Genomic DNA, 15,036 nt, shown 5'->3' with positions numbered 1-15,036 from the left:
GTCAGGCACGCTGCCAGAGGGCCGGGACGTTCGGGGGCTCCCAGCCGGTCTGGGCCTGGTGGCCCTGGAGGCAGCGGTAGGTGGCGCCGCCGTAGGTGACCGTGTCGCCCGGCTGGTAGACGGTGCCGGCCGACCAGGTGCCTCCCGGCTCCTCCCCACCGGGCGGCGGCTCCTCGCCGCCGCCGGTGGTCTTCAGGGTGAGGCCGTAGTTCTGGAGCAGCGGGTTGATCGGCTGGTGGAACGTCGTACCGCCGCTGCTGCAGTTGCCCGAGCCGCCCGAGGTGACGCCCTGGGCCTGGCTGCCGGAGATGTAGGAGCCGCCCGAGTCACCGGGCTCGGCGCACACGGTCGTCCGGGTCACGCCGGTGATGGTGCCCTCGGGGTAGGTCACGCTGGTGTTGTGCTGCTGGATGGTGCCGCAGTGCCAGCCGGTGGTGGAGCCGGAGCGGCAGACCGAGGCGCCGACCGGTGCCTGCGTGGAGCCGGTGACCTGGACGTTCTGACCGCCCGCGCCCTTCACGTACGGGGTCGCCGTCCACTGGGAGTTGGTGGCCACCCAGGCCATGTCCCGGCCGGGGAAGACCGAGCCCTGGAAGGTGCCCTGGGCCACCCGGTTGTGGCCGCTGGTGCTGTTGCCGGTCCGTCCGCAGTGGCCGGCCGTGGCGTAGCCCTGCTGGGTGCCCTTGGTGACGGGGAAGCCGATGGAGCAGCGGCCGCTGTTGTTGATGTAGTACGCCTCGCCGCCGCGCAGGTCGTACAGCGGGCGGGGCCGGTCGGCGGACTTCTCGATCCGGACCAGGGAGCGGTCGACGCCGGCCGCGGAGAGCAGGGCGCCGGCCGCCGAGGAGCGTATCGCCTGGACCGTGACGGTGTTGGTGCGGACGTCGACGTACCAGACGGGGGCGTCCGCGGTGCCGGTCTCGCCGGTGGCGGCGGCCCGGTCCAGGCGGGCCTTGGCCGCCTCCAGCTCGGTCAGGGAGTGGGGTACGACCGTGGCCCGGGCGCCCTGCGCCTCGATGGTCGGTACGTCGGCGGCGTCCGTCGTCGCCACGGTCAGCGTGCCGGATTCGGCGCCGCGTACCCAGGCGCCCGCGAAGTCGGGGCCCAGTGCCGCCTGGAGGCGTCCGGCGGTGGTGCCGGCCTCCGCCTCGTTCGCCAGGCGGCGTTCCGCCTGCTGCCGGTCCAGCCCGAGGTCGCGTTCCATGGCCTTGAGGAGGGCGGGCGGGGCGGCGTCCGTGCGCAGGGTCTCGGCGGCGGAGGGGGCGGCCGGGGGAGCGGCCGGTCCCGCGCTCGCGGAGCCGCTGAGCCCGGCCACGAGCAGGGCGGCCGTCGCCGCGGCGGCGGCGCCCACGGCTCTGGTGCGTAGGGGGAAGGGGCGGTGGAGCATGGGGCATCTCCTCGGTTCGGTGGGGAGGTGCCGAAACCGTAGGGAGGGCCGGCCGGGCGCCGTAAGCCGTCGGCCGGCCCCTGCCCCGGTGTTATGGAACGTGTCAGGGGACGGGCTGGGCGGCGAGCCACCGTGTGTAGCTGTCGCAGCGTGCCGCCACTCCCGCGTGTGCCAGCCGGGCCTGCGCCAGCACGGTGGCCGCGGTCTCCGCCCGCTGGGTCGGCCGGTGCCAGCCGAGCAGGTGCCGCCAGGTCAGCGGGGTGCCGGTGAGCGGCCGGGTGATGATGCCGGGCGTGTCCGGGAAGGTGGCCCGGCACAGTCCGACCGCCCGGCCGACCTGCACCAGGTGGACCAGGGAGGAGGTGTCCGTCTCGTACATCCGGCGCGGGGTGAAGCCGGCGCGGGCGCAGGCCGCGGTGAAGCAGTCCCCGAAGCAGCCGTCGCCCGGCACGCAGGCCCACTCCTCGTCGGCCAGCTCGGTCAGGTCCACCTCGCCGGGGCCGGCGAGCGGGTGGCGCTCCGGCACCATGACGAACACCGGGTCGACCGCGACCTCCTGCCAGACGAGTCCCTTGGCACCGGGCGGCGAGGCCGAACCGCACGTCCCCGCGAGGGCGAAGTCCAGCCGCCCCTCGGTCAGCAGCTCGGCCAGCTCCCTCTCGGACCAGGAGGTGCAGGTCGTCACCCGGTCGTCGGGGTGCACGTCCGCCAGCCGGTCCACGACGGCGCCGAGCAGGGGGCCGTGGGTGCCGCCGAGCCGTAAGCACGCGGTCGCGCGGGAGGTCCGGGCGAACCGGGCCGCCTCCTGCTGCAGCTCGGTCACCGCCGGCAGCACGATCCGGCTGCGTTCCAGCACGAGTTCGCCCAGCGCGGTGGCCCGCACACCGTGCCGTCCACGTTCGAACAGGGCACCGCCCAGGGCGCGTTCGATCCGCTTGAGCTGTGCGCTCAGCGCGGGCTGTGCGAGCCCCAGGTCGGTCGCCGCCCGGGTGAGGCTGCCCGCCTCCGCGATCGCACGGATCGTCTTCAGATGCCGCAACTCCAGCTCCATGAGGGGAGCTTGCGACGTGGGAGGGGCGGGGGCAAGGGGTTGGTACGGACCTCTCGGCGGGCCGGTGTCAGTGCGGGCGGCGCAGGCCGTCGACGAGGACGCCGGCCAGCCGGCGCGCGTCGTAGTCGGGGTCGCTCTCCGCGCCGATGCAGAGGTTGCCCACGCCGCGCATGAGGGTGAGGGCGTCGATGTCGGCGCGGATCTCCCCGGCGGTGACCGCGGCGTCGAGCAGCTCGGCGCATACCGGCAGGAGCCGGTCGAGGAAGTAGCCGTGCAGGGCGGTGAAGCCCGCCTGGTCGGAGCGGAGCACGGCGGCGAGGCCGTGCTTGGTGACCAGGAAGTCGACGAAGAGGTCGATCCACTGCCGCAGTGCGGCGTGCGGGGTGCCGGCGGCGGCCAGCAGGGACGGGCCGGCCTCGGCGCAGGCTTCGACCTGGTGCCGGTAGACGGCGATGATCAGGTCCGCCCGGGTCGGGAAGTGGCGGTAGAGGGTGCCGAGGCCGACGCCGGCCCGGGAGGCGATGTCGCGCACCGGGGCGTCCACGCCCGAGGTGACGAAGACCGCGGCGGCCGCGTCGAGCAGCGTCTCCTTGTTGCGCCGGGCGTCCTTCCGGCGTGACCCGGCCTTGTGTCCGCCCTCGTCGCTCTGGTTCACCGTGTCGTTCCTCCGCCTCTCGCGCGCACCGGCATGGTCTCACGCGGGCCGGGACGCGCTCACGCTTGCCAAAACGGAACAGTGTTCCGTATCGTTTCCGTCATACCGGAACGGTGTTCCGCTTCATCTCCATGGTGCCGGAACCGGGCCCGGCCGGCATCCCGTGCCCCGGCACCGTCCACCACGCTTCCCCGCCACGAGGAGATACGGTCATGCAGTACCGCACCCTGGGCCGCACCGGCGTACAGGTCAGCTCCCTCGCGCTCGGCGCGATGAACTTCGGCGCGATCGGACGCACCACCCAGGACGAGGCCACCGCCCTCGTCGACACGGCCCTGGAGGCCGGCGTCAACCTCATCGACACGGCCGACTGGTACAGCGCCGGCGAGTCGGAGGAGATGGTCGGCAAGGCCATCGCCGGCCGCCGCGACGACATCGTGCTCGCCACGAAGGCGACCATGCCGATGGGGGAGCGCAACCGGCAGGGCGGTTCGCGCCGCTGGCTGGTCACCGCCCTGGAGGACAGCCTGCGCCGGCTCGGCGTGGACCACGTCGACCTCTACCAGATGCACCGCTGGGACCCGGCCACCGGCGACGAGGAGACCCTGTCGGCGCTCACCGACCTCCAACGAGCGGGCAAGATCCGCTACTTCGGGTCCTCCACCTTCCCCGCACACCGCATCGTGCAGGCCCAGTGGGCCGCCCGGGAACACCGGCTGGGCCGGTACGTCACCGAACAGCCCAGCTACTCGATCCTCCAGCGCGGCATCGAGGCCCATGTCCTGCCCGTCACCGAGGAGTACGGACTCGGGGTGCTGGTGTGGAGCCCGCTGGCCTCGGGCTGGCTGTCGGGCGCGGTCCGCGCGGGCCGGGACGTCACCACGCACCGCTCCACGGTCATGCCGGAACGCTTCGACCCCGCGCTCCCCGCCAACCGGGCCCGGCTCGACGCCGTGGAGCGGCTGGCCGCCGTCGCCGACGAGGCCGGACTGACCATGATCCAGCTGGCCCTCGGCTTCGTGACCGCGCACCCCGCCGTGACCGGCGCGCTCATCGGCCCCCGCACGGCGGACCATCTGCGCGCGCAGCTCGCCGCCGCCGACACCGTGCTCCCCGCCGACGTCCTCGACGCGATCGACGAGATCGTCGCCCCGGGCGTCGACCTGGCCGCGCACGAGAAGTTCGACACCCCGCCCGCGCTGCTCGACGCGTCACTGCGCCGCCGCCGCTGACCGTCCGGAGGACCGGCCCATGTCACCCGCACCCCGGCCCCTCTTCGGGATCATGACCGCCCCCTCGCAGGTCGGCTACGACGACATCCTGCGCGTCTGGCGCGAGGCGGACGCCCTCCCGGAGATCGAGCACGCCTGGCTGTTCGACCACCTCATGCCCATCTTCGGCGACCCCGACGGGCCGACCTACGAGGGCTGGACACTGCTCTCCGCCCTCGCGGCGCTGACCCGGCGGCTGCGGCTCGGCGTGATGGTCACCAGCAACCGGTTCCGGCCGCCCGCGCTGCTCGCCAAGATCGCCACGACCGTCGACATCGTCTCCGGCGGACGGCTCGACTTCGGCATCGGCGTCGGCTCCCGCCCGAACCCGCCCGAGGCCTGGCGCGAGTACCCGGCGCACGGCCTGCCCTTCCAGCCGACCGCGCGGGCCGTGGAGAGCCTCGCCGAATCCTGCACGGTGATCCGGCGCCTGTGGACCGAGAAGGAGCCCTTCGACTTCCACGGCCGCCACCACCACCTCACCCGGGCGTTCGGCAGCCCCAAGCCCGTACAGCGCCCCCACCCGCCGATCCTCGTCGGCGGCCGCTCCCCGGCGACCCTGCGCGTCGTCGCCGAGCACGCGGACCTGTGGAACATCCCCGGCGGCGACATCGACGACGCGGTCCGCCGCGGCGCCCTGCTGGACCGCTACTGCGCGGACATCGGCCGCGACCCCGGCTCGATCGTCCGCTCGATCCACCTGCCCGTCGACACCGGCCGGCCCGGTGCCACGCGGGCGGCGATCGGCGAGGCGCTCGACGCGGGCTTCCGGCACATCGTCCTCGGACTGCCGGTGCCGTATCCCGACGGCGTCGCACGGTGGGTCGCCGAGGAGCTGATCCGCCCGTCGGTCTGACCGCCGCACCGCACGCGCGCCTCGCCCACGGAGCCACCGGGGGCGGGGCGCCGCGTATGCCGACGCCCGTTCAGGCGCCCGACCGCGCAGGGGTCTTGACGCACCGCTCGTCCGGCCCATACCGTCCGCCCATCCCTAATGTTTCGGAGTCGACTTCGAAACATTCGAGAACCGACGATGGGAATGAGACTCCCCGCATGAGATCCATTCGTTTCGCCACCGTGGCCGTCGCCACCGCCGCCCTCGCCCTGCCGCTCATCGCGGCCGGCCCCGCGACCGCCGACCCGTCGGACGGCCGGAAGGCCGCCCCGCACTCCTCTGCGAAGTTCGACCGGCTGCGCGCCGCCGCTCCCGAGGGCTTCGTCGTGGGCACCGCCGTCGCCGGCGGCGGCCACCACCTGTCGCAGGACTACCCGGACCCCTTCACGCACGACAAGGAGTACCGGAAGATCCTGGGCCGGCAGTTCAGCTCGGTCTCCGCCGAGAACCAGATGAAGTGGGACTACATCCACCCCGAGCGCGACCGCTACGACTTCGGGCAGGCCGACGCCATCGTGGCGTTCGCCCAGCGCAACCACCAGGTCGTACGCGGCCACACCCTGCTCTGGCACAGCCAGAACCCCGAGTGGCTGGAGCAGGGCGACTTCACCAAGGCGGAGCTGCGCACGATCCTGCGCGAGCACATCACCACCGTCGTCGGCCGCTACGCCGGACGGATCCAGCAGTGGGACGTCGCCAACGAGATCTTCGACGACCAGGGAAAACTGCGCACCCAGGACAACATCTGGATCCGCGAACTCGGGCCGGGCATCGTCGCCGACGCCTTCCGCTGGGCCCACAAGGCCGACCCCGAGGCGAAGCTGTTCTTCAACGACTACAACGTCGAGGGCGTCAACGCGAAGAGCGACGCCTACTACGCCCTCGTCCAGGACCTGCTCGCCCAGGGCGTTCCGGTGGACGGCTTCTCCACCCAGGGGCACCTGAGCACGCGCTACGGCTTCCCGGGCGACCTGGAGGACAACCTCCGCCGGTTCGACGCGCTCGGCCTGGAGACCGCCCTCACCGAGGTGGACGTCCGTATGGACGTGCCGGAGAACGGTGAGCCCACCGCGGAGCAGGAGGAGCAGCAGGCCGACTACTACCAGCGGATGCTGGAGGCCTGCCTGGCCGTCGACGGCTGCAACTCGTTCACCATCTGGGGCTTCACCGACAAGTACTCGTGGGTGCCGGTGACCTTCGAGGGCGAGGGCTTCGCGAACGTCATGACCGGCGACTTCGAGCGCAAGCCCGCCTTCTACGCGCTGCGGGACACGCTGAGGGAGGCGGCCCGCGAGGACGACTGCGAGAAGCACCGCAAGCACCGCAAGCACCACAGGCACGGCAGGCGCTGACACCGACCGGCGCTGACACCGCCCGGCGCCGGGTGCCCACGGGAGCGGCGGCCCCCGTGGGCACCCGGCCGGACCTCACCCCTTGCGGGCCACCGCCACATAGGCCCCGCTCGGCACACCTTCCGCCCCCGGCACCGGCTCACCGAGTTCCGGATGCCACGCCTCCGCGGCCACGATGCCGGGGTCGACGATCTCCAGGCCCTCGAAGAACCGCGCGAACCGATCCCGGTTGCGCATGTCCATGGTGAGCCCGCCCGCCCGGTAGAGGTCGATGACCTTCTGCGACGCCTCCTCCGGGTGGAAGTCGGGCGTGAGGTGCGACATGACGAGGTAACTGCCCGGAGCCAGCTCCCCCTTCAGCCGCTCCACCAGCTCGTACGCCCCGTCCTCGTCGCCGATGAAGTGCAGCAGCGCGATGAGCGACAGCGCGAGCGGCTTCCCGAAGTCAAGGACCTTGCGGGCCTGTTCGACGATGGCGTCGGTGTCACGGGCGTCCGCCTGCACGTAGTCGACGACCCCCTCGGGGGTGCCGCGCAGCAGCGCCTCGGCGTGGACCAGGACGATCGGGTCGTTGTCGCAGTACACGATCCGCGCGTCGGCGGCGACGCCCTGGGCCACCTGGTGCAGATTCGGCTCCGTCGGGATCCCGGTCCCGATGTCGAGGAACTGCCGTACGCCCTGTCCCGACACCCACCGCGTGGCACGGTGCATGAACGCCCGGTTCATCCGCGCCATGACCGGTATCACCGGCGCGAACCCGACCAGCTGCCGCCCCAGCTCCTCGTCCACCGGGTAGTTGTCCTTGCCGCCGAGGAACCAGTCGTACATCCGCGCGGGATGCGGCTTGCTGGTGTCGATCCGTATCGAGGCGTCCCTGCCGGAGTGCTGCTGATCCACCGTGATTCCCCTTGTCCCGGACGGGAGTTGACCTGTGAAGGTGTTGTGGACCGTCACGATAGCCAGGCCGTGTCGGACGGCATGGACGAGGGTCCGCCGAGACTGTTCGCCGGCGAGGGGGGAGAGGGTGAAGGCCTAGGCCCGGCCCGCGGAGGACGCGAGACTCATGGTGAACGCCGTGCCTCACCGTGGCCCGGAGCCGAGGCGCGGACCATGGCGATGTCCGGCCGCACCTTGGCGATGGCCGCGAAGTCGTCGTCGACATGGAGAACGGTCAGGCGGTGGTGCTCGGCGGTCAGGGCGATCAGGATGTCCATGGGGGAGGGCCCACGGTGATGGCCGATCGACGCCAGGTCCCGCTGCACGCTCACGATCTTCGACCAGGGGTCGTCCAATGCCGGGACCCAGCCGAAGGTCTGACCGAGCATGGTGAAGAAGGGCTCGTAGTCCCTGTCCGAGCGGAGCCCGGGCATCAGCTCGGCCTCGACGGGCGGGCAGATGGCGACCAGTCCGCGCGCCACACGGCCGGGCCAGGGCGGATCGAGCTGCCCCCGCAGCAGACGCCATACCGCGGAGGTGTCGGCCAGGTAGGTCACAACCCCGCCCGCTCTCGGTCCTCGAGGACGTCGAAGTCCAGGAACGCGTCCGCGTTCTCCTGGAGCCAGCGCAGGGCACGGGCCCGGTCGTCCGCGCTGATCGCGGACGCTATGGTCAGCGCGCGGTCGATGGTCTCCCGTTTCGTCTTGGTCCCGAGCTGCCGCTGGGCGAAGGCCAGCTTGTCGTCGTCGATGTCGACCAGAGTCCTGGACATGGGGCCTCCCGCGAGCAACCAAGGTTTATATATCGAGTCCCATCGTATATCGACCGTAGGGCTCGCCGGTCTGACGCGAGACTGCGGCCCGCCCGGGGTGGGCACCGTCCCGCATCCGGAGTGCGGGCGCGCTGTCCAGATAGCGGACATTCCGGCTCGGCCCTTGGTATTGCGTTAACGCAGGAGTAACACTGGAAGGGTTGGCCGGCCTGTCGTATGCAATCGGGCGGCCCTGTCCCGCGGTCGGCAACGGCGCCGAGCGCCCCTCACCGGTCCCCGTACCGGTGTCCGCCGTGCCAGAAAGGGACCCCGTGACCTCACGCCCCGACCCCAAGATCTCGCTCGACCTGCTGCGCGCCGAGGTGGAGCGCCGCAACCCGGCGGAGCCCGAGTTCCACCAGGCCGCGCGCGAGGTGCTGGAGACGCTCGCCCCGGTGCTGACCGCCCGGCCGGAGTACGCGGTGCCCGGGCTCGTGGAGCGGCTCGTCGAGCCGGAGCGGCAGATCATGTTCCGCGTGCCGTGGCAGGACGACGCCGGCCAGGTGCACGTGAACCGCGGCTTCCGGATCGAGTTCAACAGCGCCCTCGGCCCCTACAAGGGCGGCCTGCGCTTCCACCCCTCGGTGAACCTCGGCATCATCAAGTTCCTCGGCTTCGAGCAGATCTTCAAGAACGCGCTCACCGGACTCGGCATCGGCGGCGGCAAGGGCGGCAGCGACTTCGACCCGCAGGGCCGCAGCGACGCCGAGGTCATGCGCTTCTGCCAGTCCTTCATGACCGAGCTGTACCGGCACATCGGCGAGTACACCGACATCCCGGCCGGTGACATCGGCGTCGGCGCCCGCGAGATCGGCTACCTGTTCGGCCAGTACCGCAGGATCACCAACCGCTGGGAGGGCGGCGTCCTCACCGGCAAGAGCGCGGGCTGGGGCGGCTCGCTGATCCGCCCGGAGGCCACCGGATACGGCAACGTGCTCTTCGCGGAGGCCATGCTGCGCGCCCGCGGCGAGGACCTGGAGGGGCAGACCGCGGTCGTCTCCGGCTCCGGCAACGTGGCGATCTACACCATCCAGAAGCTGGCCGCCCTCGGCGCCAACCCCGTGACCTGCTCCGACTCCAGCGGCTACGTCGTCGACGACAAGGGCATCGACCTGGAGCTGCTGCGCCAGATCAAGGAGGTCGAGCGCGGCCGGGTCAGCACGTACGCCGAGCGGCGGGGCGCCTCCGCGCGGTTCGTCCCCGGCGGGCGGGTGTGGGAGGTACCGGCGGACGTCGCCCTGCCGTCGGCCACGCAGAATGAGCTGAACGCGGGCGACGCGGCGGCCCTGATCCGCAACGGCGTGAAGGCGGTCTCCGAGGGCGCGAACATGCCGACCACCCCCGAGGCCGTCGACCTGCTCCAGCAGGCCGGTGTCGCCTTCGGCCCCGGCAAGGCGGCCAACGCGGGCGGTGTCGCGGTCAGCGCGCTGGAGATGACGCAGAACGCCTCGCGCACCTCCTGGAAGGCCGACCAGGTCGAGCACGAGCTGGCCCGCATCATGACCGACATCCACACCACCTGCGCCGAGACCGCCGAGCGCTACGGAGCCCCCGGCGACTACGTGACCGGCGCCAACATCGCCGGTTTCGAGCGGGTGGCGGACGCGATGCTCGCACAGGGCGTCATCTGAGAAGTGCCGTCCGGCCCGGTGGGCGGGGAACCGCCGGCGCCTGATCCGGGGCGATCCGGGAGGACACGTACCCGCCTCACGGCGTGGGGATGCCGGCCGGACGGGCCGGGCGTCCGAAACGGGCGGGGACGCCCGGTGAGTACAGCACGCTCACCGGCTCCCCGTCCGGCGCCGGCAGACCCGCCGCCGCGATCAGGTCCTCCTCGCACTCCACCAGCTCGGCCCGCTCCAGCGGCCAGCGCGGATGCGCGTTGGGCAGGTACATCGACCGGCCGAAGAACGCGCCGTGCATGCCCCAGCGGGCGGTGAGGAAGTGCTCCAGCCGGGTCGGCTCCCCGATCGGCCCGCCCCTGCGGACGGTGAGACGGCCGCCCGCCCCGCGCGGCCCGGGCAGGCGACGCGCACACGTGTACGTCACCGTGCGCGCGTCGACGTGCTCCACCCGCATCCGGGACCACACGTACGGCATCCCGAAGCCGAGGCGCCCGACCGCCACCGGGATCAGCCGGGAGGCGTCCAGGGAGAGGAAGACGACCCCGCGCCGCCCGTACGCGTCCACGGAGTACAGGCGGACGTTGGTCTCGGGGAAGCTGCCGAGATACGGGACCCCCGGCAGGCGCAGCCAGCCCACCCGATGCATCCGGAACGCGACGAGACCGACGTACGTGACCCCGTCCAGCGTGTCGGGCACGGTCCCCGGCGGCAGCAGCCCGGCCACCTCGGCCGGGTCCACCGCCCAGTGCACGAACGTCAGGTCGAGCCAGGACTGGGTGAGCAGCGGACGCGCGATCACCTCCGGCGGATCGGGCGAGACGGGCTCCGGGGGCAGCGGTGTCGACGGCACCGCGCCAGTATCCCGGACCGCGCGGACCCGTGACGGCCCTCCGGGGGAAGGCGACGCACCCCACGGTGTGCCCCACACGGCCCTGGTGACCGCGCGCCGCGCCCGGGAACACTGGGAGCCATGCAGAAGCTCTCCCTCGACGCCCTCGCCCGCGAACACCTGGAGCGCGCCGCCGCCTCCTCCAACGGCCGCAGCGCCACCACCGTCTTCGGCGGTCACGAGCACACCCTGCGCCAGACCCTCCTCGCGCTGACCGCCGGCACGAGCCTCGCCGAACACGAGAACCCCGGCGAGGCCACCCTGCTGGTCCTGCGCGGCCGCGTCCGCCTCACCAGCGGCGACACGGAGTGGGAGGGCCGCACCGGCGACCTGCTCGCCATCCCCCCGGCCCGCCACGCCCTGGACGCCCTGGAGGACGCGGCAGTGATCCTCACGGTCGCCAAACACGGCTGAACGATCCGCCGGCAGTATGGCGATGTGCCGTCGGTCGGCTGCGGCGCCGTCGTGGCCGGCCGCGCGGATCCCTGCGGCGGTTGCGAGGCGCTGCCCGACCGGGTGGGGCTTCGCCGGGCCACGAGGGGTTTCACCGGACCGCAGGGGCTTCGCCGGGCCCGCTCGGTCCTCCGCCCGCCGTACCCCCCGACCTCGCCCTCGGCCCTGAGCCGTTCCCGGACCGGCAGGGCGTCCGTGGCGGCGGGGCGTGCCTCCAGGCGCCCGGCGACGACCCGCCGCAGCCCACCGCAGCCAGCCCAGGCCGCGGGCAGCGGCAGACGACGTGTGACGCCCTGCCCGCCGGGGCGGGCGGAGCAGCCGTGACATCACACTCCGCCACGCCGCGATACCGTGTGCGACAGCGGTCAACCCTCCGACACCGGTGTGGCCGCGTGGGAGGGCGACCGGACGGGGAGGACGGTCCGTGGTGACGGGCGCCGCTGGGACGAAGCGGACGGCAGGGACGAAGCCGAACCGGTTCCCGGCGAGTCCTTCCGGGGCGCTCTGCCGGCCGAACCCTGCCGAGACACCCTGGGGGATCGAGATGCCGACCTACCACGAGATCATGACCACGGACCTCGGCGCACTCACCACGGCCGCCGAACAGTGGGACGAGATGGCGGGCGAGTTCGCCGAACAGGAGAAGGCCTACCGCCGGGACGTGCACGGCATCTCCCTGGGCGCCGGCTGGGAGGGACTGAGCGCCGACGCGGCCAACAGGCGTTTCGACATCACACTCAAGCAGTTCGAGTACGCGCAGACGGAGGCCAAGGCGGTGGCCGCACTGTTACGTGACGCGCACACGCAGTTCGTCGAACTGCGCGGCCGGCTGACGTCGGCCCGGCAGGACGCCGTGGACGCGGGTATGAACGTGTCCGAGAACGGACGCGTGAGCTTCGACATGGAGCGGCTGCCGGAGGAGTCACGCAGGGCGGTGCGCCAGGACCCGGCCTACCTGGATGCCGTCCAGTCGTGGCAGGACCGCATCGACAAGGCGGTGCGGGACGTCACGGACGCGGACACCGGCGTACGGATCGCCCTGCAGGCCGTCGTGACCGACTCCAGCCCCATCGCCGGCGGCAAGGGCTTCAACGGCGAGGCGAAGGGCGATATCGAGAAGTACGAGGGTGAGGCGGCCGAGAGGGCCCTGGATCGGCTTCGCAAGGGCGAGCGCCTCTCCGACAGGGAACTCGCCGAACTCGAGCGGACGTTCCGCGACAACGGCGACGACCCCGCGTTCTCCCGCACGCTCCTGGACGGCCTGGGCGCCGAAGGCACCCTCAGACTGACGAACGAGCTGAACGACCTCATCCACGCGCGGAACGACGGCCGCGCGGACCACTATGCGAAGATCGAGACCGGCCTGGCCCACGCCCTCGCCTCGGCGACCCGGGACACCGGGTCGCCCTGGTACGAGGGCTGGCGCGAGGACATGCGGGAGGCCGGCGTGGTCCGGTACGCCACCGACGCCCAGGGCGCCCGCCTCGACAAGGCGGTCGGCTACCAGTCGCTGGTCACCCTCATGCAGAAGGGCGACGGGTACGCGCCGGGCATGCTCGCGGACCTCACCGACGACATGATCGCGGCCGAGAAGAAGGACCCGGGCGTCTGGCGCCTCAAGCACGAGTACAGCGGAGAGCGGGGCGGCTGGTTCGCCAACGACCCGGTGGACGGCATGCTCGGGCTCATGAGCCGGGACCCCGCCGCCGCGGCGGATTACCTCAGCTCCGACGAACACATGAAGTACCTCATGAAGGACCGGGACTGGGAGGTCACCCTGCATGAGCGGGAGGGGATGAAGACGACCACGTACTCACGCGGTCTGGACGGCGACAGCCGCGCGGGCTTCGGCGCCGCCCTGCAGGCCGCGACGACGGGTATCGACCCGTCGGACGGGAACGCCCGCTACGTCGAGCACACCGAGCAGAACGAGGCGGTCCTCAAGTCGGCCCTGACGACTCTGGCCGATCAGGGCGACGACTTCCCGCCGTCCCTGCGGGAGCCCATGGCCAAGATCCTGGTCAACCACGGGAACACGGTGTATACGGCGATGAGCGAGGTCGCCGTCGCGAGGTCCCCCCTGGATCAGACCGACCTCTTCGAGGTCACGAAGCAACTCTCAAAGGACCAGGACGCCTACGGCACGCTGAACGGCGGGCTGAACCAGGCGATGGTCACGGGCTTCCACGCCGATACCCGGCCCGACTCGACGGAGTCCCTCGTGCGTGCTGGGCGAACAGTGGGTTTCCTGGAGGAGGCACGTACCCAGGCGCAAGGCGATCCTGAGGTTGCGGAATTCGCGGCCAAGCCATTCATTGATGAAGCGATCAGCTATATCCCTGTGGTCAGTGACAAGGTGCAGCAAGGATTCGATTACGTCACAGGCATGTGGCTGGAGGACGAGCAGAAGAGGATCGAAGATCAGAGGGCCGAGAGCAACATCGAGGTTGCTGAATCGAGAAACCGGCAGCTCATGGCGCTCGTGGACGAATGGAAGGATGCGCGCCAAGGGGAATTCGATGATACCTACGATGCGCAGAACACCATCGACGCGGCAGCCGGCCGGGGTGAAGCGAAAGGCAAGGACGTGTCCGGGGTGGAGCCGAAGTGAGACTGAGCAGTCGGACGAGGCGGGTAGCACCCCTCGCCCTGGTCCTCGCCTTCCTTGTGGTGTCCTGTGGGCGAGGCGAAAAGCCCCAGTATCCTGAGGAGATCTGCGGTGCGCCGGTCAATTGGGAACTCGCCAACCCGCTTGTCGAGTCCGCCGAGGACCTTCACGAATACAGCCGGGTGGACCGTTCGAGGGCGATCTCTGCTCCGTGTACACTCTTTTCCGGAGATGATCGAGAAATGGAGTTCAACTTCTACTGGACTCCGGACGCGCCCGGGTTGGCCCATCGGTCGGAATTCGATCCGATATTCGAAGGTGTTTCGCAGTGGCGCAAAGCAGGCATAGGTGACGAGGCGGTCATCGGTGCAAATGGTGCCATCGTGAGCTCCTCATGCATTACTGATCGCGGACGGTATTTCACACTCAAGTTGCACTTGCCGCAGGCGAGCATCCTGGACGAAGGCAAACGCGCAGAAGTGGAGAGGTTCATGCGCGCCTACTTCCCCACCACCGTGAAGACGCTGAACTGTCGCTGAGCCGGTCGGTCACCGTTGGACGCGTCGTGTGGGCTGCTGCTGAGCTGAGCGAAGATTGCGCCAGGTCGACAGTGAGTGCACCGAGCAGCGCCTGCCCTTGCAGGATCTCACCGTGCTGATCGGGCGGAACGGCAGCGGGAAGTCCCACGCGCTCGACGGGCTGATCGTGTTGTCCCGGCTGGCGCTGGGCAAACCGGTGAGGGACGCGCTGGGCGGGGCCCGCACCGTTTCGCGCTCGGGTGCCGAGTGCGGTTCGGCGAAGCGGTCTTCGTTCTGGACGTGGTGATCGCGGTCTCTCCCGAAGGGCGCATCCTCCGTGAGGAGCTGACGGCGGTCGAGGGCGTGCCCTATGCGGGCCGTCGGCTGGCGGCGGGGCGTTCTCTCCCTACAGGCGACGCACCGGACGCACGCCGCAGCGACCTCAACGTCCCTACCGAGCAGCGCATGACGTGCTCGGTGGATGCCGACGTGGTCCGCTGTGGCCATGACGTTGTCATCGCCCGAGTCCGCGTTGAACAGCACGAGATCACCGGGCTGGACCTGCTCGGCGGAGGGAGGGTTCAC

15 protein-coding genes are annotated in these 15,036 nt (G+C 71.3%); 8 read left to right on the top strand and 7 right to left on the bottom strand.

The features are described from left to right. Window position 1: 1 nt before the first annotated feature. From ACZ434_RS06540 to ACZ434_RS06530, 3 genes are all read right to left on the bottom strand, one after another. Window positions 2–1,387 (bottom strand): carbohydrate-binding protein, encoded by a 1,386-nt coding sequence (locus ACZ434_RS06540; protein WP_468452459.1) that lies wholly within the window; start codon window positions 1,385–1,387, stop codon window positions 2–4. Between the two features lie 103 nt (window positions 1,388–1,490). After that, on the bottom strand, window positions 1,491–2,438 hold the full coding sequence (locus ACZ434_RS06535) for a LysR family transcriptional regulator (protein ID WP_468452457.1): 948 nt from the start codon (window positions 2,436–2,438) through the stop codon (window positions 1,491–1,493). Window positions 2,439–2,505: 67 nt separating this feature from the next. After that, a complete protein-coding gene (locus tag ACZ434_RS06530) occupies window positions 2,506–3,093 on the bottom strand; it encodes a TetR/AcrR family transcriptional regulator (RefSeq protein WP_468452455.1) in 588 nt (195 codons plus the stop codon). Window positions 3,094–3,305: 212 nt separating this feature from the next. On the opposite strand from ACZ434_RS06530, the gene ACZ434_RS06525 reads away from it, so the two are divergent. The 3 genes from ACZ434_RS06525 (at window position 3,306) to ACZ434_RS06515 (ending at window position 6,611) form a co-directional block, all read left to right on the top strand. Then, complete coding sequence (locus tag ACZ434_RS06525) at window positions 3,306–4,325, top strand: aldo/keto reductase (RefSeq protein WP_468452453.1); 1,020 nt, start codon at window positions 3,306–3,308, stop codon at window positions 4,323–4,325. A 19-nt stretch (window positions 4,326–4,344) separates the two neighbouring features. Next, window positions 4,345–5,220, top strand: a complete 876-nt coding sequence (locus ACZ434_RS06520) for an LLM class flavin-dependent oxidoreductase (RefSeq protein WP_468452451.1) — start codon at window positions 4,345–4,347, stop codon at window positions 5,218–5,220. 197 nt (window positions 5,221–5,417) lie between these two features. Then, window positions 5,418–6,611 carry an endo-1,4-beta-xylanase gene (locus tag ACZ434_RS06515; protein ID WP_468452449.1) on the top strand — a complete coding sequence of 398 codons (1,194 nt, stop codon included), beginning with the start codon at window positions 5,418–5,420 and terminating at the stop codon, window positions 6,609–6,611. Window positions 6,612–6,686: 75 nt separating this feature from the next. Here the strand turns inward: ACZ434_RS06515 and ACZ434_RS06510 are convergent, their stop codons facing one another. The 3 genes from ACZ434_RS06510 to ACZ434_RS06500 all read right to left on the bottom strand — a co-directional run bounded on the left by ACZ434_RS06510 (window position 6,687) and on the right by ACZ434_RS06500 (window position 8,319). Then, entirely contained in the window at window positions 6,687–7,508 is an 822-nt protein-coding gene (locus tag ACZ434_RS06510) for an SAM-dependent methyltransferase (RefSeq protein ID WP_468452447.1), read from the bottom strand. 164 nt (window positions 7,509–7,672) lie between these two features. After that, window positions 7,673–8,104, bottom strand: coding sequence for a PIN domain-containing protein (locus ACZ434_RS06505; RefSeq protein ID WP_468452445.1), 432 nt, complete (start codon window positions 8,102–8,104; stop codon window positions 7,673–7,675). Then, window positions 8,101–8,319, bottom strand: a complete 219-nt coding sequence (locus tag ACZ434_RS06500) for a type II toxin-antitoxin system VapB family antitoxin (protein WP_468452443.1) — start codon at window positions 8,317–8,319, stop codon at window positions 8,101–8,103. The genes ACZ434_RS06505 and ACZ434_RS06500 overlap by 4 nt, the downstream gene beginning before the upstream one ends. A gap of 311 nt (window positions 8,320–8,630) precedes the next feature. On the opposite strand from ACZ434_RS06500, the gene gdhA reads away from it, so the two are divergent. Next, entirely contained in the window at window positions 8,631–9,989 is a 1,359-nt protein-coding gene (gene gdhA / locus ACZ434_RS06495; RefSeq protein ID WP_468452441.1) for an NADP-specific glutamate dehydrogenase, read from the top strand. Between the two features lie 76 nt (window positions 9,990–10,065). Here the strand turns inward: gdhA and ACZ434_RS06490 are convergent, their stop codons facing one another. Continuing rightward, window positions 10,066–10,833 carry a YqjF family protein gene (locus tag ACZ434_RS06490; RefSeq protein WP_468452440.1) on the bottom strand — a complete coding sequence of 256 codons (768 nt, stop codon included), beginning with the start codon at window positions 10,831–10,833 and terminating at the stop codon, window positions 10,066–10,068. A 120-nt stretch (window positions 10,834–10,953) separates the two neighbouring features. On the opposite strand from ACZ434_RS06490, the gene ACZ434_RS06485 reads away from it, so the two are divergent. The 4 genes from ACZ434_RS06485 (at window position 10,954) to ACZ434_RS06470 (ending at window position 14,758) form a co-directional block, all read left to right on the top strand. After that, window positions 10,954–11,286, top strand: a complete 333-nt coding sequence (locus ACZ434_RS06485; RefSeq protein WP_468452438.1) for a cupin domain-containing protein — start codon at window positions 10,954–10,956, stop codon at window positions 11,284–11,286. A 604-nt stretch (window positions 11,287–11,890) separates the two neighbouring features. After that, window positions 11,891–13,936: a hypothetical protein gene (locus ACZ434_RS06480; protein ID WP_468452436.1), complete on the top strand. Its 2,046-nt coding sequence runs from the start codon at window positions 11,891–11,893 to the stop codon at window positions 13,934–13,936. Window positions 13,937–14,175: 239 nt separating this feature from the next. Further along, a complete protein-coding gene (locus tag ACZ434_RS06475; RefSeq protein WP_468452434.1) occupies window positions 14,176–14,472 on the top strand; it encodes a hypothetical protein in 297 nt (98 codons plus the stop codon). A gap of 55 nt (window positions 14,473–14,527) precedes the next feature. Then, window positions 14,528–14,758: an AAA family ATPase gene (locus tag ACZ434_RS06470; protein WP_468452430.1), complete on the top strand. Its 231-nt coding sequence runs from the start codon at window positions 14,528–14,530 to the stop codon at window positions 14,756–14,758. Window positions 14,759–15,036 lie beyond the last annotated feature (278 nt).

The sequence above is a fragment of the Streptomyces sp. NPDC030893 genome, assembly GCF_055571535.1.
Note: the sequence above shows the minus strand (reverse complement) of the source record. Positions and strands in the feature narration are given on the sequence as shown.